The 23572-nt window shown below is 73.0% G+C and carries 32 protein-coding genes and 1 pseudogene; 13 read left to right on the top strand and 20 right to left on the bottom strand.

Going from position 1 to position 23572, the window contains the following annotated elements:
• Positions 1–142 precede the first annotated feature (142 nt).
• The 5 genes from FHG89_RS27380 (at position 143) to FHG89_RS27360 (ending at position 3244) form a co-directional block, all read left to right on the top strand.
• Positions 143–355 (top strand): hypothetical protein, encoded by a 213-nt coding sequence (locus tag FHG89_RS27380; RefSeq protein ID WP_139587289.1) that lies wholly within the window; start codon positions 143–145, stop codon positions 353–355.
• Complete coding sequence (locus FHG89_RS27375; RefSeq protein WP_139587288.1) at positions 352–540, top strand: hypothetical protein; 189 nt, start codon at positions 352–354, stop codon at positions 538–540. Before FHG89_RS27380 ends, FHG89_RS27375 begins: the two co-directional genes overlap by 4 nt.
• A gap of 335 nt (positions 541–875) precedes the next feature.
• Entirely contained in the window at positions 876–1235 is a 360-nt protein-coding gene (locus FHG89_RS27370; protein ID WP_139587287.1) for a hypothetical protein, read from the top strand.
• Positions 1232–2332 (top strand): hypothetical protein, encoded by a 1101-nt coding sequence (locus FHG89_RS27365; protein WP_139587286.1) that lies wholly within the window; start codon positions 1232–1234, stop codon positions 2330–2332. Before FHG89_RS27370 ends, FHG89_RS27365 begins: the two co-directional genes overlap by 4 nt.
• A gap of 3 nt (positions 2333–2335) precedes the next feature.
• Entirely contained in the window at positions 2336–3244 is a 909-nt protein-coding gene (locus FHG89_RS27360; RefSeq protein WP_139587285.1) for an HK97 family phage prohead protease, read from the top strand.
• Between the two features lie 148 nt (positions 3245–3392).
• Here the strand turns inward: FHG89_RS27360 and FHG89_RS27355 are convergent, their stop codons facing one another.
• From FHG89_RS27355 to FHG89_RS27330, 6 genes are read right to left on the bottom strand one after another with little or no spacing between them, the layout of a single operon-like run.
• Positions 3393–3590, bottom strand: a complete 198-nt coding sequence (locus FHG89_RS27355; RefSeq protein WP_139587284.1) for a hypothetical protein — start codon at positions 3588–3590, stop codon at positions 3393–3395.
• Positions 3587–3985: a hypothetical protein gene (locus FHG89_RS27350; RefSeq protein WP_139587283.1), complete on the bottom strand. Its 399-nt coding sequence runs from the start codon at positions 3983–3985 to the stop codon at positions 3587–3589. The genes FHG89_RS27355 and FHG89_RS27350 overlap by 4 nt, the downstream gene beginning before the upstream one ends.
• Complete coding sequence (locus FHG89_RS27345; RefSeq protein WP_139587282.1) at positions 3982–4323, bottom strand: hypothetical protein; 342 nt, start codon at positions 4321–4323, stop codon at positions 3982–3984. Before FHG89_RS27345 ends, FHG89_RS27350 begins: the two co-directional genes overlap by 4 nt.
• A complete protein-coding gene (locus tag FHG89_RS27340; RefSeq protein ID WP_139587281.1) occupies positions 4320–4883 on the bottom strand; it encodes a helix-turn-helix domain-containing protein in 564 nt (187 codons plus the stop codon). Before FHG89_RS27340 ends, FHG89_RS27345 begins: the two co-directional genes overlap by 4 nt.
• A complete protein-coding gene (locus FHG89_RS27335; RefSeq protein ID WP_139587280.1) occupies positions 4880–5074 on the bottom strand; it encodes a hypothetical protein in 195 nt (64 codons plus the stop codon). Before FHG89_RS27335 ends, FHG89_RS27340 begins: the two co-directional genes overlap by 4 nt.
• On the bottom strand, positions 5071–5370 hold the full coding sequence (locus tag FHG89_RS27330) for a hypothetical protein (protein WP_139587279.1): 300 nt from the start codon (positions 5368–5370) through the stop codon (positions 5071–5073). Before FHG89_RS27330 ends, FHG89_RS27335 begins: the two co-directional genes overlap by 4 nt.
• A 91-nt stretch (positions 5371–5461) precedes the next feature.
• Here FHG89_RS27330 and FHG89_RS27325 point away from each other — a divergent pair.
• From FHG89_RS27325 to FHG89_RS27310, 4 genes and pseudogenes are all read left to right on the top strand, one after another.
• Positions 5462–6742, top strand: a pseudogene (locus FHG89_RS27325) (YifB family Mg chelatase-like AAA ATPase); the annotation flags it as partial.
• Positions 6652–7926, top strand: a complete 1275-nt coding sequence (dprA, locus tag FHG89_RS27320; protein WP_425280223.1) for a DNA-processing protein DprA — start codon at positions 6652–6654, stop codon at positions 7924–7926. The pseudogene FHG89_RS27325 and the gene dprA, both read left to right, overlap by 91 nt.
• 281 nt (positions 7927–8207) lie before the next feature.
• Complete coding sequence (locus tag FHG89_RS27315) at positions 8208–9281, top strand: tyrosine recombinase XerC (RefSeq protein ID WP_139587277.1); 1074 nt, start codon at positions 8208–8210, stop codon at positions 9279–9281.
• Positions 9282–9325: 44 nt separating this feature from the next.
• Positions 9326–10507, top strand: coding sequence for an aminotransferase class V-fold PLP-dependent enzyme (locus FHG89_RS27310; RefSeq protein ID WP_139587276.1), 1182 nt, complete (start codon positions 9326–9328; stop codon positions 10505–10507).
• 7 nt (positions 10508–10514) lie between these two features.
• On the opposite strand, the gene FHG89_RS27305 is transcribed toward FHG89_RS27310, so the two are convergent.
• Complete coding sequence (locus FHG89_RS27305; RefSeq protein ID WP_244295907.1) at positions 10515–11294, bottom strand: helix-turn-helix domain-containing protein; 780 nt, start codon at positions 11292–11294, stop codon at positions 10515–10517.
• Positions 11295–11362: 68 nt separating this feature from the next.
• Here FHG89_RS27305 and FHG89_RS27300 point away from each other — a divergent pair, with 68 nt between their 5' ends.
• A complete protein-coding gene (locus tag FHG89_RS27300; RefSeq protein ID WP_139587275.1) occupies positions 11363–11752 on the top strand; it encodes a nuclear transport factor 2 family protein in 390 nt (129 codons plus the stop codon).
• On the opposite strand, the gene FHG89_RS27295 is transcribed toward FHG89_RS27300, so the two are convergent.
• Positions 11691–12392, bottom strand: coding sequence for a murein hydrolase activator EnvC family protein (locus FHG89_RS27295; protein ID WP_139587274.1), 702 nt, complete (start codon positions 12390–12392; stop codon positions 11691–11693). The two genes, FHG89_RS27300 and FHG89_RS27295, sit on opposite strands and share 62 nt — an antisense overlap.
• 143 nt (positions 12393–12535) lie before the next feature.
• Here FHG89_RS27295 and FHG89_RS27290 point away from each other — a divergent pair, with 143 nt between their 5' ends.
• Together FHG89_RS27290 and FHG89_RS27285 are read left to right on the top strand one after the other, a co-directional pair.
• Positions 12536–13168 carry a class I SAM-dependent methyltransferase family protein gene (locus tag FHG89_RS27290; RefSeq protein ID WP_139587273.1) on the top strand — a complete coding sequence of 211 codons (633 nt, stop codon included), beginning with the start codon at positions 12536–12538 and terminating at the stop codon, positions 13166–13168.
• A 123-nt stretch (positions 13169–13291) separates the two neighbouring features.
• Positions 13292–14419, top strand: a complete 1128-nt coding sequence (locus tag FHG89_RS27285; RefSeq protein ID WP_244295906.1) for a sulfite oxidase — start codon at positions 13292–13294, stop codon at positions 14417–14419.
• A 52-nt stretch (positions 14420–14471) separates the two neighbouring features.
• On the opposite strand, the gene FHG89_RS27280 is transcribed toward FHG89_RS27285, so the two are convergent.
• The 12 genes from FHG89_RS27280 to proS all read right to left on the bottom strand — a co-directional run bounded on the left by FHG89_RS27280 (position 14472) and on the right by proS (position 22692).
• Positions 14472–14795, bottom strand: coding sequence for a DUF2469 domain-containing protein (locus FHG89_RS27280; RefSeq protein WP_007075222.1), 324 nt, complete (start codon positions 14793–14795; stop codon positions 14472–14474).
• Complete coding sequence (locus tag FHG89_RS27275; protein ID WP_139587272.1) at positions 14792–15604, bottom strand: ribonuclease HII; 813 nt, start codon at positions 15602–15604, stop codon at positions 14792–14794. Before FHG89_RS27275 ends, FHG89_RS27280 begins: the two co-directional genes overlap by 4 nt.
• Complete coding sequence (locus FHG89_RS27270; RefSeq protein ID WP_139587271.1) at positions 15598–16086, bottom strand: NUDIX hydrolase; 489 nt, start codon at positions 16084–16086, stop codon at positions 15598–15600. The genes FHG89_RS27275 and FHG89_RS27270 overlap by 7 nt, the downstream gene beginning before the upstream one ends.
• Before the next feature lie 50 nt (positions 16087–16136).
• Positions 16137–16772: a signal peptidase I gene (gene lepB / locus FHG89_RS27265; RefSeq protein ID WP_139587270.1), complete on the bottom strand. Its 636-nt coding sequence runs from the start codon at positions 16770–16772 to the stop codon at positions 16137–16139.
• Positions 16773–16782: 10 nt separating this feature from the next.
• Positions 16783–17652 (bottom strand): signal peptidase I, encoded by an 870-nt coding sequence (lepB, locus tag FHG89_RS27260; protein ID WP_139587269.1) that lies wholly within the window; start codon positions 17650–17652, stop codon positions 16783–16785.
• A gap of 181 nt (positions 17653–17833) precedes the next feature.
• Positions 17834–18190, bottom strand: a complete 357-nt coding sequence (gene rplS, locus FHG89_RS27255; RefSeq protein ID WP_088991045.1) for a 50S ribosomal protein L19 — start codon at positions 18188–18190, stop codon at positions 17834–17836.
• A gap of 143 nt (positions 18191–18333) precedes the next feature.
• The gene (gene trmD / locus FHG89_RS27250) at positions 18334–19107 is read right to left on the bottom strand and encodes a tRNA (guanosine(37)-N1)-methyltransferase TrmD (RefSeq protein WP_139587268.1); all 774 of its coding nucleotides are present in this window, start codon (positions 19105–19107) and stop codon (positions 18334–18336) included.
• A 12-nt stretch (positions 19108–19119) separates the two neighbouring features.
• Positions 19120–19674, bottom strand: a complete 555-nt coding sequence (gene rimM / locus FHG89_RS27245; RefSeq protein WP_139587267.1) for a ribosome maturation factor RimM — start codon at positions 19672–19674, stop codon at positions 19120–19122.
• Positions 19674–19934, bottom strand: coding sequence for an RNA-binding protein (locus tag FHG89_RS27240; protein WP_172862164.1), 261 nt, complete (start codon positions 19932–19934; stop codon positions 19674–19676). The genes rimM and FHG89_RS27240 overlap by 1 nt, the downstream gene beginning before the upstream one ends.
• Positions 19909–20397 (bottom strand): 30S ribosomal protein S16, encoded by a 489-nt coding sequence (gene rpsP / locus FHG89_RS27235; RefSeq protein WP_139587266.1) that lies wholly within the window; start codon positions 20395–20397, stop codon positions 19909–19911. Before rpsP ends, FHG89_RS27240 begins: the two co-directional genes overlap by 26 nt.
• Positions 20398–20627: 230 nt before the next feature.
• The gene (locus FHG89_RS27230) at positions 20628–21248 is read right to left on the bottom strand and encodes a ribonuclease FAU-1 family protein (protein WP_139587290.1); all 621 of its coding nucleotides are present in this window, start codon (positions 21246–21248) and stop codon (positions 20628–20630) included.
• Between the two features lie 37 nt (positions 21249–21285).
• A complete protein-coding gene (proS, locus tag FHG89_RS27225; RefSeq protein ID WP_139587265.1) occupies positions 21286–22692 on the bottom strand; it encodes a proline--tRNA ligase in 1407 nt (468 codons plus the stop codon).
• 285 nt (positions 22693–22977) lie between these two features.
• Here proS and FHG89_RS27220 point away from each other — a divergent pair.
• Positions 22978–23572 (top strand): TetR/AcrR family transcriptional regulator (locus FHG89_RS27220; protein ID WP_139587264.1); only part of this gene is annotated, 595 nt, incomplete at its 3' end.

Genomic DNA, 23572 nt, shown 5'->3' with positions numbered 1-23572 from the left:
TCACAGCGGCATCCGATGGGGTGGGACGGGTGGGACGGCAAGCGGTCGGGAGACACCCGGTCACACCAGCTGTCCCACTCCGCAGCCGACAGGACCACGCAGGACCGGACCAGGACCAGGACCAAACGACCAGGGGGAAGCGATGAGCAACCGGAAGAAGCTGAAGCCCCGCCGCACCAACCCCGCCTCGATGCTCATCCGCGCCCACGACGGCGCCCACATCCCCGGCGGCTGCGGCACCTGCGACGCCTACCAGGAAATCAGAGCCGACCACCACGGACCGAACCTGCACAGCATCGCCATCCATCACGACGACTGGTGCCCCACCTACCAGCGCATCCGGGAGACACCATGACCAAACAACGCGCCTACCTCAACCACGACCCGCAAATCCGGCACGCCATCGCCGCCGTAGCCATGGCCACACGCCGCGCCGAAGACACCCTCACCGACGCCCACACACACCAACTCACCGACGTCGAACGAGCCGACCTCACCGACGCCATCACACGACTCACCAGCCTGGCCGGCAAGCCATGACCAGCGAACAAAAAAAGGACACGTACCCCGGGTGTCCGCCCATGATCGCCCGGCCAAAACGGGGGTCGTTTTGGCCCTGGGGGCACCCCGCGGACACCCCGCTCTGTCCATTTCTCTCTCCCTGATCGAGGAGGCATCGACGTGAGACGCTGTGCTCGCTGCGGGATCGTGAAGCCTGTCGATGACTTCCCGCCGCGGAAGGATCGCAGTTCGGGCCGGATGTCGCGTTGTCACGCCTGTGACCGGGTGAGGTCCGCGGAGTACCGCCAGCGGAACCTTGATCGTGCGCGGGCGCGTGACCGGCAGCGGAAGGCGGCCCGGCGGAAGGGCGGGTCGTGAACGTCGAGGCGTTGGCCGCGTTCGTTGCCGGTCTGTCCGATGGGGAGCGGCGGGAGTTGGCGCGGGTGCTGCGGACTGGGCACGCCGCTGAGGCGGCTGAGGCGGCGCGTACGGCCCGGCGGCGGGATGGGCTGCCGGGGTATCGCGCGGAGGTGGTGCGGGCGGTGCTGGGGGCGCTGAGTGGCCAGCAGCGGCCACTTTCTGGCTTCACCGATGACCCGTGGGCCACGATCGACGTGGCACTCGAACGGAGCGGCGTACCCGCCCGGACCTTGCGACGTTGGCGGGAATCCGGGCGGGTGCGATCGAGACCAGCCGTGGTGCACCTCGATGACGTGATGGAGTTGAAGCGGTGACAAACGATCTCGGGCAGCTGCGGAACCTGGCCATGGGTGCGCTGGACTTCGGCGCCAGCGACGCGATCCGGGCCTCTCGTGCGCGGGAGGCGGTGGAGCAGGCGCAGGACCTGGCCGACTTCGCGCGGGTCGCGGCGGGTGTGATCGGCGGGTCCCGGGCGCAGGACTGGGCGCGGGTGAAGGTGCCGCACCTGGGCGGGGTCGGCGGGCAGGATGTGCGGCCGGCGTTGGAGCGGATCGAGGCCCGGCAGGCCGCCGACCAGCTGCGCGCGGTCCAGTTGACCACCGACAACCCCGGCCTTGTTCCGAGGCCGGTGGAGGCCGTTGGTGGGACCGGGATCGGCACTGCGCTGCCGCTGATCCGCACCTTTGCGGGGGAGCGGGCTTTCACCGCTGGTGGTGTCGCCCCGGTCGTGCCCGGTGTCGCTGCCGGCAACGTCAACGGCGCGATGGTCACCGAGGGCACTCCGCTGACGGCGGGGGCGGCGGTCACGATCGGCGACGTCGGCGCGGCCCGGGCGCGGCAGCTGGCGGCGTGTTACGCGATCCTGCCGCGGCAGGTGATCGACTGGGCTGACCCGGCCGCGCAGGCGATGCTTGACCAGCTGCTGACCGATGTGGCTGATCGGGCGGCTGAGATTTACATCGGCGGGCAGCTGGTCGCCGCGGCCGGCGGCACGCGGGTGGCGGGCGCGGACGCGACGACGCTTGGTGCGGCGCTGGACCAGGCGGAGGCGCTGGCGGGTGCGGCGATGAACAACCACCTCGCCGACAACCCGGAAGGCGTCGCCGATGGGGCGGTGCCGGGGCTGGTGATCGTCAACCCGGTCAACCTGCCGCGGGTGCGGCGGGCGATCGGCACCAGCTGGCAGAGCGACGTGCCGCGCCCGCTGGTGGCGGTCAGCATCGGCGCGCCGGCCGGTACGGCGATCGTGACGGCACCGGGTGCGGTGCTGCTGGAGCGTGAGCCGGTGCAGTGGGACCCGCAGCTGTCCCCGGACACGCTGGGTGTGGAGATCGGCGTGTCCCGGCCGCTGTACCTGGCGGTGCGTGCGGCTGCCGGGGTGCAGACGGTCACGGGTATCCCGGCGGCCTGACCGGTGGGCACCCTGACGCGGGCGTTCGCCGCCCCCACGCTGACGGCCACGCCGTCGGCGGCTGGTGGCCTGTTCACCGAGCTGACCGGCAAGGCAGTCCCGTACAACGAGCCGACCCTGATCGGCGGGGCGTTCTACGAGGAGTGGGCGCCGGGCGCGTTCCGCGATTCGCTGACCTACGACCCAAGGTTGCCGCTGCACGTGTTCCACGGCGACATGCCCGGCTACGCGCCGGAGACGCCGTGGCCGGTCGGTGTGGCCGTCGACTGGGTTGAGCGGGCGGACGGCCTGTACTCGCGGTGGTCGGTCGATGAGACGCCGGAGGCGCAGGACGCGGCCGGCCGGGTGCATCGGAAGATGCTCAACTTCATGTCGATCCGGTTCATGGAGGACCCGGCCGGGGACATCGTGACCCGCCGCCCCGATGGCCTGCTGCACGTGCGGCGCACGAAGGCGCGTTTGGTGTCGGTGTCGCTGGTGTCGACGCCGGCCTACCCGGGCGCGGTGGTGACCGGGGTCCGCTCGGTCGACCCGCTGAAGTACGTTGCCGCGGCCGATGCGGTGTTCGGCCTGGCCGTGCAGCTGGGGCAGCCGCTCATCGTTGACGCGATCACCGGCACACCGCAGGAGCAGACCGCCGCCGCTGGCCTGGTCCGCACCGCTGTTGAGCGGTTCGGTGCCGCCGCCGCTGCCGGCGAGCTCGCCCAGGTCGCCGAGGGGCTCAGCCGCGTACCCGGCCGCGAGCAGCTGGCGGTCAACGTCGAGCGTGCCCGGCAGTTGATCGACCCGGACGCGATGACGTCCCAGATGCGCTCCGCCCACCTGGACTACTGGAGCAGGACGTGCGGGCTGCCGGCTGGTGGCGGATCGTCGGCGGATCCGGCGCCGCGGCGGCGCAACCGCCGCAGGTAGCGGGACCCGATCGTGAATCGCGGCGTCAACGTCACCCGGAGCGGCCTGGTCCTTGTCGCCCGGGATCGAAGGTGGCAGAGGCTCAGCCGCGCCCGGGCGGGCCGCCGGGACCGATCGGACCGTCCGGGCCACGGCCGAGGGGCTAGCCCTACTCGCCCGTCGAGTTGTCGGGCCGGCATCCACTCGGCAGCGGAAGCGGTGTCCGCCGCGACCACTGCGACGTCAACATGCGCACGTCGATGTCCGCCCACGTGCCGTCCCGGGCCACCCGCACCACTGCGATGTGCAGTGGGACCGGCCAGTCCGGGTGCTCCCAGACCAGCCGGTCCCCGCGCCGGACTGTCACCGGCCGCTGTCCTGCTCGCGTAGCCACCGCGTGAGGTCGTCGACGAGCTGCCCGCCGTCGACGTCCGCGAGCGGAGTAATCCCAGCGGCGTCGGCCACGTCGAGCAGGTCGTCGCCGCTGGCCGGCTGGTCGCCGTCGACGAACGCGTCCAGCAGCGACGGGTCCCCGTTCTCCGCCGCGTCGACCGCCTCGACGAGCCGCTGTAGTTGTTCGTCCCGCTCTGCGCTGCGCTCCGCCTCATCGGCCTGGCCGGCCTCGTAACCCGCCTCGAACGCGTCGCCTCGTGGTGGCCGCTCACGGGTGATCCCGTCCCGGGTTTGCCACCAGCGGGCCTGCAGGCCGCGCCGGGCGGCGAGGGACCTCCTGGCCGGCCGGGTGAACCGGCGGCCGCTCACCGGGCACCCCGAACGATCCGGGGCCGGCGGCGGTTCTGCGCGGTCACGGCGGCCGGGACCACGTGGTCCGGTAGGGCGGGTGTCACGGCAACCGGGTCGGTCACCGCCTCAATCCGTGGCCTGCGGTCACGCGGCAGATGGGACATGGAGGCGACGATCAGCACGTGGGCGCGCCCGTCGAGCATCATCGCCTGCGCGGCGTCCCATGTGCGGACGATGCCGGCGAACACGTACCCGCACGCCTCCACCCGCTCAAGGCAGGGCGCAGCGATCAGGGCGAACTCGGCAGGGTTGATGATCTCGGCGGGGACGAACACGACGGCCTGATCCCGGGTCACCGCACACCACCAGCGAGCGCCTCGCTGCGGCACGGACCGCAGTTCCCCGCCGGGCATCCCCGATGCCGGGGGCACTGGCCGCTGCGGCCGGCGACCGGCAGAGCCGCGCCCCGCCGCTCGGGCCGGCCGCCCGGGGGGGTTTTGCTCTTCGGGATCCAGCGACGCCAGTCCCGCGCGCCAGCGCGCTTCAACTTCCCATGATCTTCAACTTCGGGTGACACCCAAGGCGTGTCACCCCCGGGCGCCGGATCTGTCGCCCCGGCCGGCGAATCTGTCACCCCCGCAGCCGGCGGTGTCACCGCCTGCCCGGTCACCAGCCGGTAGACCCGGGTCGCGACATGCGCGACCTTCGCGACCACCAGGCGGCCCAGCTGGACCAGCTTGACGAGGCACCGTTGCACAGTCCGGGCCGAGCAGCCCACGTAGTCGGCGATCGTGGCCACCGACGGCCACGCGTCACCATCGCTGTTGGCGTGGGCGGCGATGGCGATGACGACCAGGCGCTCAGTCTTGGACAGGTCGTGGGAGGCCAGCATCGCCTCCTTCACGGCGCGGCTCACCGCACACCACCAGCGGCCAGGGCGCGGGCGATCCGCTCGACGGCAGCGAACCGGCGGGCGGCAGCACGGCCAGCCCGGCGGCCATCCAACGAGGCCAGCGGCAGCCGCGCGAACGCACGCTCGGCGTCCCCGTACAAGGCCACCATCCGCAGCAGAGCGCGGAGCAGGTACTCCCGGCGCGCCCGGGTCACCGCTGGCCGCCCTTCGCCGCGTCGATCAGGTTGGCCAGCCGGTACCGCAGTACCCGCGCCTGCCCGATGGACAGGGCGATGTGCTGCGCGGCCTGGCCCTCGATGACGGTCATGCTGACGGCCGGCTCGGCGAGCGGGTGCAGGGCTTGGGTGAGCGCGACGTCGACGATCGCCGCTTCGGGCCGGTTCGTGTCGACGTTCATCGCCGGGGAGCGGTGCTCGGCGCGGCGCTCGCAGTCCTGCTTGTCGCACCACGCGGGGTGCTCGGAGACAGGCGGGGTCGGTAGGTTGTGCATGGGTCGCCTCCCGGGGCGATCAAGGGTCGGGAGCACAGGAGCGCCAACTCCTGCCCGGCCCGCTTTCATTTAGGTATGGCCCATAGTGCCCTTCGACCTGGCCATCGCCGCCGCGCTCCTGGGTGGCTCTGGTGAGCTGCCGCTGCTCCCGCTGGAGGGGGTGGTCATCCTCGGCGAGCTGGGACTGGACGGGACGGTTCGGCCGGTGCGGGGTGTGCTCCCGATGGTCGCCGCCGCGGCCCGCGCCGGCGTCGGGCGGGTGATCGTGCCGGCCGGCAACGCCGCCGAGGCCGCGGTCATCCCCGGGGTACGCGTGCGCGCGGTCGACACCCTGCACCGACTCGTTGCCTTCGTCCGCGACGGCACTCCGCTGATCGAGCCACCGGAGACGACTCCGACACCCGACGCCGGCGGACCGGATCTCGCCGAGGTCGCCGGGCAGCAGTTGGGACGGCGCGCGTTGGAGGTCGCCGCCGCCGGCGGGCACCACGTGGCGCTGCTCGGCCCGCCGGGGGCGGGCAAGACGATGCTGGCCGAACGACTGCCGTCGATCCTGCCGGAGCTGGACGACGACGCGGCGCTGGAGGTGACCGCGCTGCACTCGGTGGCCGGGCTGCTGCCACCGGGCGGCCACCTGCTGCGCCGTCCGCCGTTCCAGGCACCGCACCACACGGCCACGGTTCCGTCGCTGGTCGGAGGTGGTTCGGGTCTGGCCCGGCCCGGGGCGGTGTCGCTGGCCCATCGCGGGGTGCTCTTCCTCGACGAGGCCCCCGAGTTCAGCAAGGGCGCGCTGGAGGCGCTGCGTCAGCCACTGGAGAACGGCCGGATCCAGCTGAGCCGCAGCGGCGGTGGCACCGAGTACCCGGCCCGGACCCAACTGGTGCTGGCGGCCAATCCGTGCCCGTGCGCGAAGCCGTCCGGCGACGCGCACTGCGAATGCACACCGCTGGTCCGCCGCCGCTACCTCGGCCGGCTCTCCGGCCCGCTGCTCGACCGGATCGACGTGCAGGTGCGACTGATGCCGGTCCGGGCGGCGGAGCTGATGGCGTCCGGCGCAGACACCGAGTCGTCGGCCACGGTGGCCGCGCGGGTGGCGGCGGCCCGCCGGGCGGCGGCCACCCGTTGGGCTGGCCTGGGCCGGAGGCTCAACGCCGAGGTGGACGGCCCGCACCTGCGCCGGCCGCCGTGGCGGCTGCCCGCCCGGGTCACCGCCGAACTGCGGGGCCGGCTCGACTCCGGCTCGCTGTCGGCGCGCGGCTTCGACCGGGTGATCCGGATGGCGTGGACGATCGCGGATCTGGACGGTCGGGACCGGCCGGATCTGGACGACGTCCGCGAGGCGACCCAACTACGGACGGGGGAGGCGACGTGAGCGCCGACGAGGAGAGCCGGCTGGCCCGGGTGGCGCTGACCTGGCTGGCCGAGCCGGGCACCACTGTGGTGCACCGGCTGGTCGAGCGGTTCGGGCCGGCGGCGACACTGGATCTGCTGCTCGACGGCGGCAGCCCCGACGGCTGGCTGCACGCCACGGTGGCGGCCCGGTCGGCCACCGGCGACGCCCGAGCGGTCGCCGCCGAGGCGCTGGAGCGGGCGGAACGGCTCGGCGCGCGGCTGGTCACCCCCGACGACGAGGAGTGGCCGACCCGGGTCGGTGGGCTCGCCGAGCTGCGACTTCCGGACGTGACCCGCCGGGTGGACGGCGAGACCGCGCCGCCGCTCTGTTTCTGGGTACGCGGGGGCTGGCCGCTGGGCGAGGCGCTGGAGCGTTCGGTGGCAGTGGTCGGCGCGCGAGCGGCAACCGGCTACGGCCAGCACGTCGCCACCGAGTTGGGGTACGGGTTGGCCGAGCGGGACTGGACCGTGGTGTCCGGCGGAGCCTTCGGCATCGACGCGGCCGCCCACCGGGGTGCCCTGAACGCCGGTGGGTTGACCGTCGCGGTGCTGGCCTGCGGCGTGGACCGGCCGTACCCGATGGGCAACACCGCGCTCTTCGACCGGATCGCCGACACCGGTTTGCTGGTCAGCGAGTGGCCACCGGGTGCCGAGCCGCTGCGGCCCCGGTTCCTGATCCGCAACCGGGTGATCGCCGGGGGCACGCTGGGCACCGTCGTGGTGGAGGCGTCGGCGCGCAGCGGCGCGACGCAGACCGCGCGGCGGGCCATCTACACCGGCCGGGTGGCCATGGTGGTGCCCGGGCCGGTGACCTCGGCCATGTCGGTCGGCGCGCACGAACTGCTCCGCGAGCAACCCAAGGCACGGCTGGTCACCGGCGTGGCACACGTGCTGGAGGAGGTGGGCCGCATCGGCGCGGACCTGGCCCCGCCGGCCCGAGGCCCCCAGCGTCCGACCGACGCGCTGGACGACGACGCCCGGTCGCTGCTGGAGGCACTCCCCCGCCGGGGCGCGATGGGCGTGGACAGACTCGCCGGCCGCGCCGGCGTCGACGTGCGGACCGCGCTGCGCAAGCTGTCGCTGCTGGAGCAGCTGTCCATGGTGGTCCGACGCGAGGACGGCTACGCCCTCGCCCCGCCCGCCAAGGCCAAGCAGGGCACCTGAGCGGGGCGACGGGTGCGCGGACGGACCGGTACGGTGCACGGTCATGGGTGCGATCAAGCCGTGGCACATCGCCACGCTGTGCTGTCTTGTCACGTCCGCCGTCCTCATCGGCGGTCTGGTCGTATTCCTCATCACGCGCTCGAACCGCCGTTAGGCCGAGGTGACACCGGCGTGCCGGCGGCGAGGGACACCCGGCCGTACGCTGGTGCCGTGCCAGCTGTCAGTCGGGGTGCGCGTGCCGCGCGGCGGGCATCCACGCCGCCACGATCGGCGCGCCCGCGATGAACCGGTCTGTCCGAGGCACCCGGGCCACCCACCAGGAGCTGCCGCCGGCGCTGCGCGACGCGGTCGACGACTTCGCCGACCACCTCTCCCGGGTCCGTAACCGGTCGGCGCACACCGTCCGCGCGTACGTCACCGATGTCGTGTCGCTGCTCGACCACGCCGTCCGGATGGGCTGCGTCGAGCTGGGCGAGCTGGACCTGTCGGTGCTGCGCAGCTGGCTGGCCCGGCAGCGGACCACCGGCGCCGCCCGTACGTCGCTGGCCCGGCGGGCCGCGTCGGCGCGGGCGTTCAGCGCCTGGGCGCACCGCGCCGGCCTGCTCGCCGCCGATGTGGGCGCGGCGCTGGCCAGCCCGCGTGCCCACCGGGAGCTGCCCAGCGTCCTGCGCGCCGACCAGGCCGCCGCCCTCGTCGAGGCACCCTCCCGGCCGCCGACGACCACCGATGACACGACCACCACGGCGGGGACCGCCGGCGGGGCGGGCACCGAGCGCGCGACCACGGTGGAGGCGACCGCCGACGGCGCGGGCGCAAAGCCCGCTGACGCGGCGAGCGGGTCGGCGGCCGAGGCGGTGCTGCTGCGCGATCGGGTGCTGTTGGAGCTGCTCTACGCCACAGGGGTACGGGTCAGCGAGGCCTGCGGGCTGGACGTCGGGGACGTCGATCACGGCCGGCGGGTCGTCCGGGTGTTCGGCAAGGGCGGGCGGGAACGCTCGGTGCCGTACGGGGTGCCCGCGCAGCGGGCCCTGGACGAGTGGCTGCTCCGCGGCCGGCCGGTGCTGGTCGGCGCCCACTCGGGCAGTGCGCTGCTGCTCGGCGCGCGGGGTGGTCGGCTCAACCCGACGACCGCGCGTGCGGTCGTCGGTGGGTACGCCGAGGCCGCTGGTCTACCCCGGACCAGCCCGCACGGGCTGCGCCACTCCGCGGCCACCCATCTGCTGGAGGGCGGCGCGGACCTGCGCGCCGTGCAGGAGCTGCTCGGCCACTCGTCGCTCGCCAGCACGCAGATATACACGCACGTCTCGGTGGAACGGCTGCGTGCCGCCTATCGGCAGGCGCACCCGCGCGCCTGATCAACGGGCCGGAGGGTGGAACGCCCGGCGGTTACGATCATCGGGTGAGCGTCCCGCAGCCTCCCGAGCCGATCCCGGGCGCCCGCCTGCTCTTCTCCCTGGACCCGGCGGTCAGCTACCTCAACCACGGCGCGTTCGGTGCGGCGCCGATCGCCGTGCAGCGGGCTCAGCAGCGGCTGCGCGACGAGATGGAGGCCAACCCGCTGCGCTTCTTCACCCAGGGGCTCGTCGACCGGATCGCGCACACCCGCCGGCACCTCGCCGGGTTCCTGGGCGCCGACCCCGAGGGCAGTTCCCTGGTCGGCAACACCACCACAGGCGTCGCCGTGGTGCTCCAGTCGGTGGGCCTGAAACCGGGCGACGAGGTGCTCACCACCGACCACGGGTACGGGGCGGTGAACCTGGCCATCCAGCGGGAATGCCGGCGGACGGGGGCGGTCAACCGAATCCTGCCGATCCCCCTGGCCGACACCGACGAGCAGATCGTCCGGGCCATCCGGACCGGCCTGCGCCCGGGACGGACACGGCTGCTCGTCATCGACCAGCTGACCTCGGTCACCGCCCGGCTCTTCCCGACCGCCGCCATCGTCGCCGTGGCCCACGAACACGGTGTGCCGGTACTGGTGGACGCCGCGCACGCCCCGGGCATGCTCGCCACGACAGTGAGCAGCATCGGCGCCGACTTCTGGGCGGGCAACCTGCACAAGTGGGGGTTCGCCCCGCGGGGGACGGCCCTACTGGCGGTGGCACCGCGGTGGCGGGACCGGATCGAGCCGCTGGTGGTCTCCTGGGAGCAGGACGCCGGTTACCCGGCCCGGGTCGAATGGCAGGGCACCCTGGACTACACGTCCTGGTTGGCCGCCCCCGCCGGCCTGTTCACGCTGCGCAGTCTCGGCGTCGACCGGGTCCGGGGGCACAACGCCGCGCTCGCCGCGTACGGCCAGCGGGTCGTGGGGGACGCGCTGGGGGTGCCCCCCGCGCAACTGCCCGACCCCGGCGGACCGGGGGTGTCCATGCGTCTCATTCCGCTGCCCGCCGGCATCGCCACCACCATCGAGGCGGCCCGGGCCCTGCAGACACGGATCAGCGAGCGGCTCGCCGCCGAGGTCGCCGTGATCGGCTGGAACGGCCGGGGATGGCTGCGGCTCGCCGGTCAGGTGTACAACACCGCCGACGAGTACGAACGGCTGGCCGTGCGGTTGCCGGCCCTGCTCGCCCAGCGTTGACGGTCCGCTACCGGGTGAAGTAGGCCGCGCTCTGCGCATCCGCCGGGTAGTAGGACTCGATCGCGATCTCGTCGACGGTGATGTCGGTCGGGGTGCCGAACGTGGTGATTGTCGAGAAGAGCCGCAACTCCCGACCGCCGATCCGGAGGATCATCGGGATCACCACGTCGGCGTCGACCCGTTGACCCGTCGGGTCCTCGGGCAGGGGGTTCAGCAGTTCCTCGTAGAGCGCGGTGAGTTCCTCGTCCGGGGCGACGGCGAGCTGGCGGGAGACCCGGCTGCGGAACACCGCACGCACGTCGGCCAGGTTGACGACCAGGGGGGCGAGCCCGCGCGGGTCCAGGCCCAACCGGATCAGGTTCACCGGTGGCCGCAGCAGGTCGGGGGCGACCTGCGCGAAGAACGGGTCGACCGCGCGGTTGGTCAACACGATGTTCCACCGGCGGTCGAAGACCAGCGCCGGGAACGGCTCGTGCGCCCGCAGGACCCGGCGGACCGCGTCGAGGGCGGCCGACAGGGCGGTGTCGTCGAGGGGGCGCTCCGGGTACCGGGGCGCGAACCCTCCGGCGAGCAACAGCCGGTTTCGGTCACGCAGCGGCACGTGGAGCTGGTCGGCGAGCCGGAGGATCATGTCCGGACTCGGCCTGGACCTGCCGGTCTCGACCAGGCTGACGTGCCGGGCGGAGACATCCGCGGCGATCGCCAGGTCGAGTTGGCTGAGCCCTCGGCGCTGCCGCCACTGCCGCAGGAGGTGCCCGACCGTGTGCATGATCAGGAGCGTACTCATCGTCGTGCCGGACGCCATGAAGTGCGATTTCATCGACAACCGGACAGGCCGGGCAAACACTTGCGCCCATGACCACCGAGAACAGAACCATCGTCCACAATGCGCTCGCGGGGCTGGTCGAGACGGGTGACGTCGACACGCTCGCCTCGTTCCTGAGCGAGGACTTCGTCCACCACCGGTCGGATTCGACAACGTCGACCAGGACGGAGTGGCTCGCCGCTGTCCACGCGGCACTGGGCCCGACCGCCGGTATGCGGGTCGAGATCCTGCACCTGCTGGCCGACGGTGACCACGTCGTGGTGCACTCGCGGCGCCGGCTGCCCGACGCGGGACCGGAGATCGTGGTCGTGGACGTCCTGCGTGTCACCGACGGGCTCATCGCCGAGGTGTGGGAGATCATCGAACCGGTGGCCCACGCGGCCGCCAACGCGTCGTGGTGGCAGTCAGCCCGGCACTGACCGCGACGATCGGCGTGGGTGACCGACTGCGCCGGTCGGCGGGGCCGGTGCCGGCGGACCCGGCCCCGCCGATGGGGAACAGTCGCACGGGACCGAGGCCGAGCAGTGCCAGCGGGTCCAGGTACTCCGTGCCCCGGCGCAGCCCCCAGTGCAGGCACGCTCGGGCCGGGCAGCCCGGATGCCCCGGCAGCAGCTCCCCGAGCGGCGCACCGGCGGTGACCGGCTGGCCGGCGCGGACGGCCGGTCGTACCGGCTCGTGGGTGGTCCGCAGCCCGCCGGCGTGGCCCACGGTGACCACCGGGCGGCCAGCCACCAGGCCCGCGAAGAGCACCGTGCCCGGCCCGGCGCTGCGGACCACCGCGCCCGCCGGGGCGGCCAGGTCGACGCCCCGGTGCCCGGCCAGCCATGGCCGGGGCGGCGGGTCGAATCGGCGTACCGGGGCCGGCGGGCCGTCGAGCGGCAAGCGGAACCGTCCCGGGTCGACCTTCACCGAGGAGGAGGCCAGCACCGCCCGCGACGGCGATTGGCCCGGCACAGCCGCCACGAGCACGGTCAACCCGCGGAGGTGTACGGCCAGCGCCAGTAAAAACCCGAGGCAGAGCAGGACGGTGCCGGCGCGGCGGACGGATGACTGTGGCATGACGGCAGCCTCCGGCCACGGCCGGAGCTTCCGCCACCCCGCACCGCGAGCTGTGGACAACCGGGGGTGCTGTGGACGAGCACCCGGAGCCGTCGATGATCTGCTATGTCTCCCCGCCGGCGGACGCTGCCTAAGCTGTGCCGATGACGAAGGACTGGCTCTCCTGGCACGACGACTACGACCGGCCGGGCTCGGCGTTGGCCGCCCGCCTCGCCGAGGTGCGGGAGCAGGTCCGGGCGGCTCTGGACCGGGCGCCGGCCGGGCCGCTGCGGGTGGTCAGCGCCTGCGCCGGTCAGGGGCGGGACCTCATCCCGGTGCTCGCCGCGCACCCCCGCCGGGACGACGTGACCGCCCGCCTCGTCGAACTGGACCCGCGCAACGTCGCGCTGGCCGAGGACGCCGTCCGGGCGGCCGGGTTGACCGGGGTCCAGGTGGTGGCGGGCGACGCCGCGGTGACCGACGCGTACGCCGATCTGGTGCCGGCCCACCTGGTGCTGGTCTGCGGGGTGTTCGGCAACGTGTCGGACCCCGACATCCGGGCAACCGTCGGGCACTGCGCCGCGCTCTGCGCGAGCGGTGGCACGGTGATCTGGACCCGGCACCGGGGCGAGCCCGATCTGGTGCCCACCATCTGTGACTGGTTCGCGCAGGAGGGTTTCGCGCAGGTCGCGGTCAGCACTCCGGCGGACCGGGTGGGCGTCGGCGTGCACCGGCTCGTCGGCGAGCCCCGGCCGCTGCCGCGGGGCGTGACGATGTTCCGCTTCCTGACCGACTGAACCCGTCGGCCGCACGGCCGCAGGCCGCCGTTGCGAGCGTCGGGCCGTGCCCGCGTCGACGGCGAGGGCCTAGGCTGGGCCGGTGCGGCGTGCCGCCGCCGTCCGGACCAGGGAGGCCACCGCATGACCAGTGTCGATGACCGGATGCCGACCCTGGACGAGGTGAGCGGGCCGTCGCGGCTCGCCGGGCCGGACGAGGCGATCAGCGCGGAGGAGTTGCAGCTGGCCGCCCGCAACCACGGCATTCCCCTGGAGGCGCTGCGGTACGACGTCACCCCGGCCGGGCTGCACTACCTGCTGATCCACTACGACATTCCGGAGGTGGACGCGGCCACGCACGCGCTGACCGTCGGCGGCGCCGTCGAACGGCCGTTGACCGTCAGCCTGGCCGAGCTGCGCGAACGCCCCCGGGTCACCCACCAGGTCACGCTGGAGTGCGCCGGCAACGGCCGTGCGCTGCTGCACCCGCGGCCGGTCAGCCAGCCGTGGCTCGTGGAGGCCGTCGGCAACGCCGAGTGGACGGGTACGCCGCTGGCGCCGCTGCTGCGCGACGCGGGCCTCGGGCCGGACGCGGTCGACGTGGTCTTCACCGGCGCCGATCACGGCGTCGAGCGCGGGATCGAGCAGGACTACCAGCGGGCGCTGCCGGTGGCCGACGCGCTGCGCGACGAGGTGCTGCTGGCGTACGAGATGAACGGCGCTCCCCTGCTGCCGCAGCACGGCGCCCCGCTGCGGTTGATCGTGCCGGGCTGGTACGGCATGGCGCACGTGAAGTGGCTGCACTCGGTGGAGGTCCGGACCGAGCCGTTCGAGGGCTACCAGAACGCGGTGGCGTACCGGCTGCGCCGCGACGCCGACGACCCGGGGGTGCCGGTGACCCGGATCGAGCCGCGCGCGTTGGTCCGCCCGCCCGGCTTCCCCGACTTCATGTCCCGTCGACGGGTGCTGCGGCCCGGTCCGTGCACGGTGGACGGTCGGGCCTGGTCGGGGCACGCGCCGGTGGCCGCCGTCGAGGTGACCACCGACGGTGGGGAGAGCTGGGCGTCGGCCGAGCTGGACCCGTCGGACGGTGGGGACTTCGCCTGGCGGCGGTGGCGGTACGAGTGGACCGCCACCCCGGGCCGGTACGTGCTCGGCGCGCGGGCGACCGACGCGTCCGGGCGGACCCAGCCGGTCGAGCAGCCGTGGAACCGGGGTGGTTTCGCCAACAACCTGGTGCAGCGGGTCGAGGTCGTGGTGCCGGCCGAGTGACCGGCGGGTCACGCCACGGGTGGGGGGCCCGTGGTGCGGCCGGGTGGTGCGGTCAGCCGCCGAAGCCGGAGTCGGCGGGCAGCGAGATGTCAGGCTTCTCCAACTCCTCGACGTTGACGTCCTTGAAGGTCATCACCCGGACGTTCTTCACGAAGCGGGCCGGACGATACATGTCCCACACCCAGGCGTCGTGCATCTCGACCTCGAAGTAGACCTCGCCGTCGGAGTTGCGCACGTGCAGGTCGACCTGGTTGGCCAGGTAGAACCGACGCTCCGTCTCCACCACGTACGAGAACTGGCGGACGATGTCGCGGTACTCCCGGTAGAGCTGAAGCTCCATCTCGGTCTCGTACTTCTCGAGATCTTCCGCGCTCATCGCACTCCGCCTTCCATGACCACATCTTCCCCCACCGGCGCCGGAGGTCGAGGCTGCTCGCCCAACGCCACGCCGACGGTACCCCCTGACGCCCAGGAGCGCTCCATCGGCTCGTCCGACCCAGCGCCGGCGGGCCGGCGGGAGCGCGGCGGCCGGCCGTCCCGGCCGGAGACCACCGCGACATTGACGTACGAGAAACGGTGCTCCCGGCACGGCCCGTGCTCCCGCAGGGCGGCGCTGTGCTCCGGCGTGATGTAGCCCTTGTGCTCGGCGAACCCGTACGCCGGGAACACCCCGTCCAGCTCCACCATGATCCGGTCCCGGGTGACCTTGGCCAGCACGCTGGCCGCCGCCACGCACGCGGCGACCCGGTCCCCCTTCCACACCGCCAGCCCTGGCACACCCAGGCCGTCCACGCCGAAGCCGTCGGTCAGCACGTACTCCGGGCGGGTGGTGAGTGAGGCGAGCGCCCGACGCATCGCGGCGAGGTTGCACACGTGCAACCCCCGGGCGTCGACCTCCTCGGCCGGGATGACCACCACGGCGTACGCCAGGGCGCGGTCCACGACCTCCGCGTACACCCGTTCCCGGCTGGCCGGGGTGAGCAGCTTGGAATCCGCCAGGCCCTCGATCTCGCCGCGTCGCCCCTCCGGCAGCACGGCGGCGGCGGCGACCAGCGGGCCGGCGCACGCGCCCCGACCGGCCTCGTCGGCACCGGCCACGTGCCGGAAACCACGCCGTTGCAGCGCCCGCTCCAGCGCGTACAGCCCGGCCTCGCGGCGTACGACTGTGCGCGGCGGGGTCAGCACGGTGCCTCCTCGGGGCGGGCCTCGGTGGTCGGCGGCAGGAGTCGGGCCAGCAGTTCGGGCAGCTCGGGTGGGTAGTACCGCTCGCCGCTGGCGGCCAACTCGGCGGGCACCCACCAGCGGTGGCCGGCGATGCTGCGCTGCTCGACGTCGTCGAAACCGACGGTGTCGACCTGCCACTCCGGCACCCGCAGGAGGAAGAAGTCCTGCTCCTGCCGGTACCAGTTGCCGTCGAACGGGAACTCGGTCGTGTCGGACCAGACGGGCTCGCCCAGCTCGGCGGGGTCGATCCGCAACCCGGTCTCCTCGGCCAGCTCCCGGGCGGCGCCCGCCGCCGGTGACTCCTGCGCGCCGAGCCCGCCGCCCGGGGTGAACCAGTAGCGGTGCCCGGGGCGGGCCGGGTCGAAGCCGTGGAAGAGCAGCACCCGACCGGCCGCGTCGACGAGCAGCACGCGGGCGGCGCGTCGAGGGGTGTAGACGGTCACCGCCCCAGCCTGCCAGACCGGAGGCGGTTCGCCCACGCCCCCTGTCGGTCCTACGGCTTGGGGATGCCCTCGAACTGCTCGGGGACGGTCAGCCAGGTGGCCCGGCTGACCGGCCAGAAGACGGTGAACGCCCGCCCGACGACCTCCCCCTCGGGGATGGTCGCCTCGGTGATGTTCTGCCCGGACTGCTGCCAGTGCTCCAACGAGTCGCCCGAGGCCGAACGGTGGTCACCCATCACCCACAGCCGGCCCTCCGGCACGGTGATGTCGAACTCCTGGTCGGCCGGCTTGTCGCGGACCCCGTCCATCGAGAAGATGTACGGCTCGTCCAGCGACCTGCCGTTGATGATCAGCCGCTCCTGCGGGTCGCAGCAGACCACGTGGTCGCCGCCCACGCCGATCACCCGCTTGATGAAGTCCTCACCGTCGGGGTTGCCGCTCCACTCGGTCGGCGCCTTGAAGACGATCACCTCGCCGCGGTGCGGTGACCGGAAGTCGTAGACCAGTTTGTTGACCAGCACCCGGTCATCGATCTTGAGAGTGTTCTCCATGGACGGGGACGGGATGAAGAAGGTCTGCAGCACGAAGGCGCGGACCAGCACCGCGACCAGGATCGCCACACCCAGCAGGATCGGCAGCTCCTTCCAGAAGGAGCTACGCGGCTTGTCGGTCTGCTCGTCAATCACGCCAAGGAGCCTACGTTGCCGGGCCGGACGTCACCGTCCGGAACGCGCGGGAACCCCGCAGCGCCACCGCCACCGGCAGCATCAACAGCACGCCACCCTGCGGGGTGGGTCGGACCGGAGGCGCGCCCGAGGAGGCCGTGACGGGCCCGGCCACGTCCTCGAAGGTCGGCGGCACCGACAACGCGGTCCAGCGCGACGACGGCCAGACCACCATGAAGGCGCGGCCCACCACGTTGTCGATCGGCACCGGCCCCTGACACCTGGCGTCCTGCGAGACCTCCCGGTGGTCGCCCATCACGAAGATCTGACCGGGCGGCACGACCACCTCGTCGAAGCGCCGGGAGCGGCACTCCTGCGGGTTGGGCGGCAGGTCCAGCGGGGAGTCCCGCAGCACGTACGACTCGGTGAGCGGGGTGCCGTTGACGGTGACCCGGCCCTGGGTGTCGCAGCATTTCACCCGGTCGCCGGGCACCCCGATCACCCGCTTGATGAAGTCCTTCTCGCCGGGACGGCTCACCCCGACCAGATCGCCGACCGTGCGGGCGAGCTTGCCGGCGAAGCCCGGCTCCGGCTGCTCGTCGACCTGCGGCGCCCAACGGTCGGTGCCCCGGAACACCACCACCTCGCCGCGTACCGGGTCACGGACGTCGTAGACGACCTTGTTGACAAGCACCCGGTCACCGATCAGGAGGGTGTCCTCCATCGAGCCGGACGGGATGAAGAACGCCTGGAGCAGGAACGTGCGGATCAGCACCGCGAGGCAGAACGCGACGACCAGCAGCAGCGGCAGCTCCTGCCAGAGGGGCATCTGGCGGCGGCCGCGACGGGACCGTCGGCGCCACGGATCGACGGTGCCGTCCTCGTCAAGCGTCTGCACCACGCCACTCCCCGGTCCGCAGAAACACCACCGCCCGGGAGCCTCGTCGAGGCTCCACGGGCGGTTGTGGACGGCTGCCCGCCACGAGGGCGGGGCCGCCGCCTGGCTGCGCCCGTACGACCAGGGTAGTGCGGTCCGGGCGGTACGGCATACGCGCAGCTCAGGCGGCGTGGCGAGCGGGAAGTCAGCTGGGCTGCTTCTCCCGCTTCTCCTTGATCTTGGCCTTCTTGCCGCGCAGCTCGCGCAGGTAGTACAGCTTGGCGCGACGCACGGCGCCGCGGGTCACGACCTCGATCCGGTCGATGCCCGGGCCGTTGAGCGGGTAGGTCCGCTCGACGCCGACACCGAAGCTGACCTTGCGGACCGAGAAGGTCTCGCGCAGACCGTCACCCTGGCGACGGATCACGACGCCCTGGAAGATCTGGACACGGGACCGGTTGCCCTCGACGACCCGCGCGTGCACCTTGACGGTGTCACCGGCACGGAAGTCGGGAAGGTCGGTCCGCTTCGACTGGGCGTCAAGGGCGTCCAGGATGTTCATCGCTGCGTCCTCGTAAGGCTCACGGCGCACCGTCACTCGGTGCGCGGGTGGGTGATTCTGATCCCCGGGTGGCGGTCGGCGGACCGACCCCGGTCGGGGATCCTCGCAGCCGCCCACGGGCGCGGACGGATGCGGCAACCCCCCTACTTTGCCACATCCCCCGGTGGTGACTGAAATCCGGCCCGGTCCAGGGCCGCGATGTCCCGTTTGTCGAGCCGATCGGCGGGCAGCGCGGCCAGCAGGTCCGGCCGTCGGGAGGCCGTCCGCAGCAGCCCCTCCTCGCGCCGCCACCGCGCGATCCTGCCGTGGTCACCGGAGCGGAGCACCTCCGGCACGTCGTGCCCACGCCAGCTCGGCGGCTTGGTGTAGATCGGCGCCTCCAGCAGCCCGTGGGCGTGCGACTCCTCGTCCAGCGAGCCGGCGTTGCCCAGCACTCCGGGCAGCAGCCGGGTGACCGCCTCCAGGATCACCAGCACCGCCACCTCGCCGCCGAACAGCACGTAGTCACCGAGCGAGACCTCGGTGACCGGCATCCGCGTCACGGCGTGCGTCAACACCCGCTGGTCGATGCCCTCGTACCGGCCGCAGGCGAACAGCAGGTGCGACTCGGCCGCCAACTCGTGCGCCATGGCCTGGGTGAACGGGACACCGGCCGGCGAGGGCACCAGCAGCCGGGGCGGCGGGGCGTCGGCCGGCGCGAGCGCGTCCAGCGCCTCACCCCACGGCTCGGGCCGCATCACCATGCCCGGGCCGCCGCCGTACGGGGTGTCGTCGACCGTGCGGTGCACGTCGTGGGTCCAGGTCCGCAGGTCGTGCACGGCGAGCTGGAGTACGCCGTTGGCCCGGGCCCGACCGATCAACGACAGGTCCAGCGGGGCGAAGTACTCCGGAAAGATCGACACGACGTCGACGCGCATGAGGGGTGGGTCCTAAAGGTCGAGCAGGCCGGCCGGCGGGTCGACGATCACACGTCCGCCGGCCAGGTCGACCTCCGGAACGATCGCCCGGACGAACGGGATCAGCGCGGTACGCCCCTCGGGGCGGCGCAGCACCAGCAGGTCCGAGGAGGGCGCGTGGTCGATGCGGGCCACCTCGCCCAGACGCTCACCGGCCGGGGTTACCACGGCCAGCCCGACGAGCTGGTGGTCGTGGAACTCCTCCGGGTCGTCCGGCGGCGCCACGTCGGCGCTGTCCACCACGAGCAGGGTGCCGCGCAGCGCCTCGGCGGTGTCCCGGTCCAGGATCCCGTCGAACGCGACAAGCATCCGCCCCTGGTGGAAGCGGGCCTCCTCGATGGTCAGCTCCGCCGGCACCCGGAACGGCACGCCGGGCTCGTCGGTGGTTGGAGGGGGTGTCGCCCCCGGCTCGGTGCGCAGCACCGTGCCGGGGGCGAACCGTGCCTCGGGCTCGTCGGTCCGCACTTCCACGGTGACCTCACCGCGGACGCCGTGCGGCTTGCCGATCCTTCCGACGACGAGCTGCATCAGTACGAATCGACGATGTCGACGCGTACCCCGCGCCCGCCGATGGAGCCGATCACCTGACGCAGCGCCTTGGCGGTCCGGCCGGACCGCCCGATCACCGTGCCGAGGTCCTCGGGGTGCACGCGGACTTCGAGCCGCTTGCCCCGACGGGAATCGACCATCCGCACCCGGACGTCGTCCGGGTGATCGACGATGCCCTTGACCAGGTGCTCCAACGCCGGACGCAGAGGCATGTCAGGCCTGCTCACCGGCGTCGGCAGCGGCGGCCGGGGCCTCGGCCGGAGCCTCGGTCTTCGGCGCCTCGGCCGGAGCCTCGGCCTTCGGAGCCTCGGCGGCCTTGGCGGCCTTCTTGGCCGGCTTGGCCGGGGTCTCCGGGGCCAGCCCGGCGGCGGCCTTCGCCTCAGCCTCGTACGCCGCCTTGCGGTCGGCCCGCTCGGGGGCGACCAGGAGCGGCGGCGGGGCCGGCAGGCCCTTGAACTTCTGCCAGTCACCGGTCAGCTCCAGCAGCCGCTGCACCGCCTCGCTCGGCTGGGCGCCGACGGACAGCCAGTACTGGACCCGCTCCGACTTGACCTCGATGACCGAAGGGTCTTCCTTCGGCTGGTACACCCCGACGAACTCGATCGCACGACCGTCACGCTTGGTGCGCGAGTCGGCGATGACGATGCGGTACTGCGGGTTGCGGATCTTGCCCATCCGCAGGAGCCGGATCTTTACGGCCACAGTTGTTTCGCTCCTGTTGCGATCTCACCGGCCCGGTACGGGCGGTGTGCATGGGTGAGCGCCGACCGGCACAGTGGGGTTGGGCCGGAGACAACTCGGTGGACTGGCGACGCGCCCGGGTTAGAGGGCGCCGGACGCGCGCCGGATACCAGCGACCCATTCTGCCAGATCCGCTGCCGATCTCCCGCATCGGACCCGGACACCACGCCACCGGTGACCGGGAACACCGCTCAGCGCACCGGCGGACGGTCCCATCCCGGCGGAAGTTCGTCCGGTACGTCCCAGTCTGCTGGGGGCGTGAAGTCGCACCAGGTGCCGTCGAACGGGAACACACCCGCCTCGGCGAGCGCGATCACCCGCTCCCCCTCGGCCCGGACCGCCTTCTCGTCGGTCACCCAGTAGTCGTCCCCGAAGGCGAGCCGCTCGACGAACTCGTCCTCGTCCTTCCACTGCCAGCTCAGGTCCGGACGCACCACCACGTCGAGGTCCTGGTCCACCACGTCGACGCCAGCCACCGGGCCGTCGTCCCAGCGGACACCGTGCTCCTCCAGGTTGACGTACCAGTGAGCGAACCGGCCCCGCGCGTCGGAGAACCACCACACGGAGTGCGCCGCCCCGGTGGGCAGGAACTTCAGCAGCGGCGGACCGTTCCAGCGGCCGTGCGCCAGCCGGTACGACGACGAGATCCACTGGGCGAACGGCACCGCCCGCATCCCCAGCCCTGCCTCGGTCACCTCGTGGGCCACCGGCGAGTCCCGGGCGATCCACACCAGCAGGCCACGCTCGTCGTCGCTGACCACCCGGCCCGGCCGGACCCACCCGATCCGGCCGTGCCGCACGTTCCGGTGCATGATCAGCCGACCCGGCTGGAACCGGTCGACGAGCACCTCAGTAGGCGCGGGCGAGGATCGCGACCAGGTCCTGCTCGTCCTCCGAGTCCGGTACCGAGCCGTCGGCCCGCAGCAGGCAGCGCACCGTGACGCCCTGACCGTTCGCCTCGGCCTCGCCGGCCACGCCGACCGCCGACCACGGCACCCGGGCCCAGCCGGTCGCGGCCGCCTCGATCGCCTCGGCGAGGGTGGCCACCTCCACCGTGCGGGACAACCGGTGGGCGAGCGCCTGGTCGTGCAGCACCTGCTGGTCGGCCTCCAGCGCGGCAAGCACCGCGCCGACCACGTCGGCCACCGCCGTCGGGGACTTCGACCCGTCCGTACGACGCACCACCGTCGCGTTTCCGACGGCCAGGTCACGGGGGCCGACCTCGACGCGTACCGGATAGCCCCGCAGCTCGGCGTCGACGGCCCGGCGGCCGAACGCGGTGTCGGTCCGGTCGTCGAGCGCGACCCGGACACCGGCGTCGCGCAGGCCGTCGCGCAGCTTGGCCGCCGCCTCGGCGACGCCCTCGCCATCCTTGACGATCATGATGTACGCCTGGATCGGGGCCAACCTCGGCGGCACCCGCAGACCGTTGTCGTCGCCGTGCGCCATGATCAGGCCGCCGAGCATCCGGGTGGAGGTGCCCCACGAGGTCGTCCAGGCGTGCTCCCGGCCACCCTCCTTGGCCGAGTAGCTGATGTCGAACGCCTTGGCGAAGTTCTGGCCCAGCTCGTGGCTGGTGCCCAACTGCAGCGCCTTGCCGTCGCCCATCATGCCTTCGCAGGTGTACGTGGCCGTCGCGCCGGCGAACCGCTCACGGGCCGTCTTCAGGCCCACCACCACCGGGATGCCCAGCACGTTGACCATCAGGTCCTCGTACGCCTCGTGCAGGATCCGCCGCGCGTACGCCCGCGCGTCCTCGCGGGTGGCGTGCGCGGTGTGCCCCTCCTGCCAGAGGAACTCGCTGGTCCGCAGGAAGATCCGCGGGCGCAGCTCCCAGCGGACCACGTTCGCCCACTGGTTGAGCAGCAGCGGCAGGTCCCGGTACGAGTCGATCCACTTGGCCATGAACTCGCCGATCACCGTCTCGCTGGTGGGGCGCACCACCACCGGCTCGGCGAGCTGCTTGCCACCACCGTGGGTGACCACCGCCAGCTCCGGCGAGAAGCCCTCGACGTGCTCGGCCTCACGCTTGAGGTAGCTCTCCGGGATGAACAGCGGAAAGTACGCGTTCTCCGCGCCGGCCGCCTTGATCCGGGCGTCCATCTCGGCCTGCATCCGTTCCCAGATGGCGTAACCGGCCGGGCGGATGACCATGGTGCCGCGGACCGGGCCGTTGTCGGCCAGCTTCGCCTTGGCGATCAGGTCCTGGTACCAGCGGGGGAAGTCCTCCGCGCGGGGAGTGAGCACGCGTGCCATGACCGCACATCCTATGCGTCAGGCGGCGCGACGCCGCGCCCGGGAGCCGCCGCGCCACGCCGCGGCCGCCCGTCACGCCGGCCGTCGCCGTGCCGGACGGGTCGACGACGCGGCCTCAACGGGTCGACAGCGCGGCCTGGGCGCGCCGACAACGCGGCCTGGGCGCGCCGACAACGCGGCCTGGGCGGGCTGACAACGCGGCCTGGGCGCGCCGACAACGCGGCCTGGGCGGGCTGACAACGCGGCCTGGGCGCGCCGACAACGCGGTCGTAGAATTCGACCACCATGACTACATCGACGGACTCGCCCCGCCAGCGCCTGCGGGACACGATCGTGGACGCCGCCCGCACACGGACCATCGCGGCCGGCTGGGACGCGGTCCGGATGGGCGGGGTGGCCACCACGGCAGGGGTGAGCCGGCAGACCGTCTACAACGAGTTCGGCAGCAAGGCGGGGCTGGCCGAGGCGCTCGCCCGCCGGGAGGTGGACCGGTTCGTCGGCGAGGTCCGCGCCGCACTGCTCGCGCACGGCTCCGACGTACACGCCGGCGCGTACGCGGCGATCGAACGCACCCTCACCACCGCAGCCGAGAACCCGCTGGTCAAAGCCATCCTGACCAGCGCCCGGGGCGGCTCGGACGAACTGCTTCCGTACCTCACGACACGGGCCGAGGTGGTGCTCACCGAGGCGTCCGGCGCGCTCATCGACTGGGCCGGCGACCACCTGCCCGGAGCGGACCAGGCCGCGCTGGCCTTCGCCGCCGACACGATCGTCCGGCTGGTGGTGAGCCACATCGTGCTCCCCCGCTCCCCGATCGACCAGACCGCCACGGCCCTCACCGACCTGGCCGTACGCCTCTTCAGCGCCGCCGCCCGCCCAC

Origin of the sequence: Micromonospora orduensis, from assembly GCF_006228125.1 — a bacterium.
GTDB classification, from domain to species: domain Bacteria; phylum Actinomycetota; class Actinomycetes; order Mycobacteriales; family Micromonosporaceae; genus Micromonospora; species Micromonospora orduensis.
The sequence above is the reverse complement of the archived record's forward strand: the minus strand, read 5'-3'. Positions and strand labels throughout refer to the sequence as shown.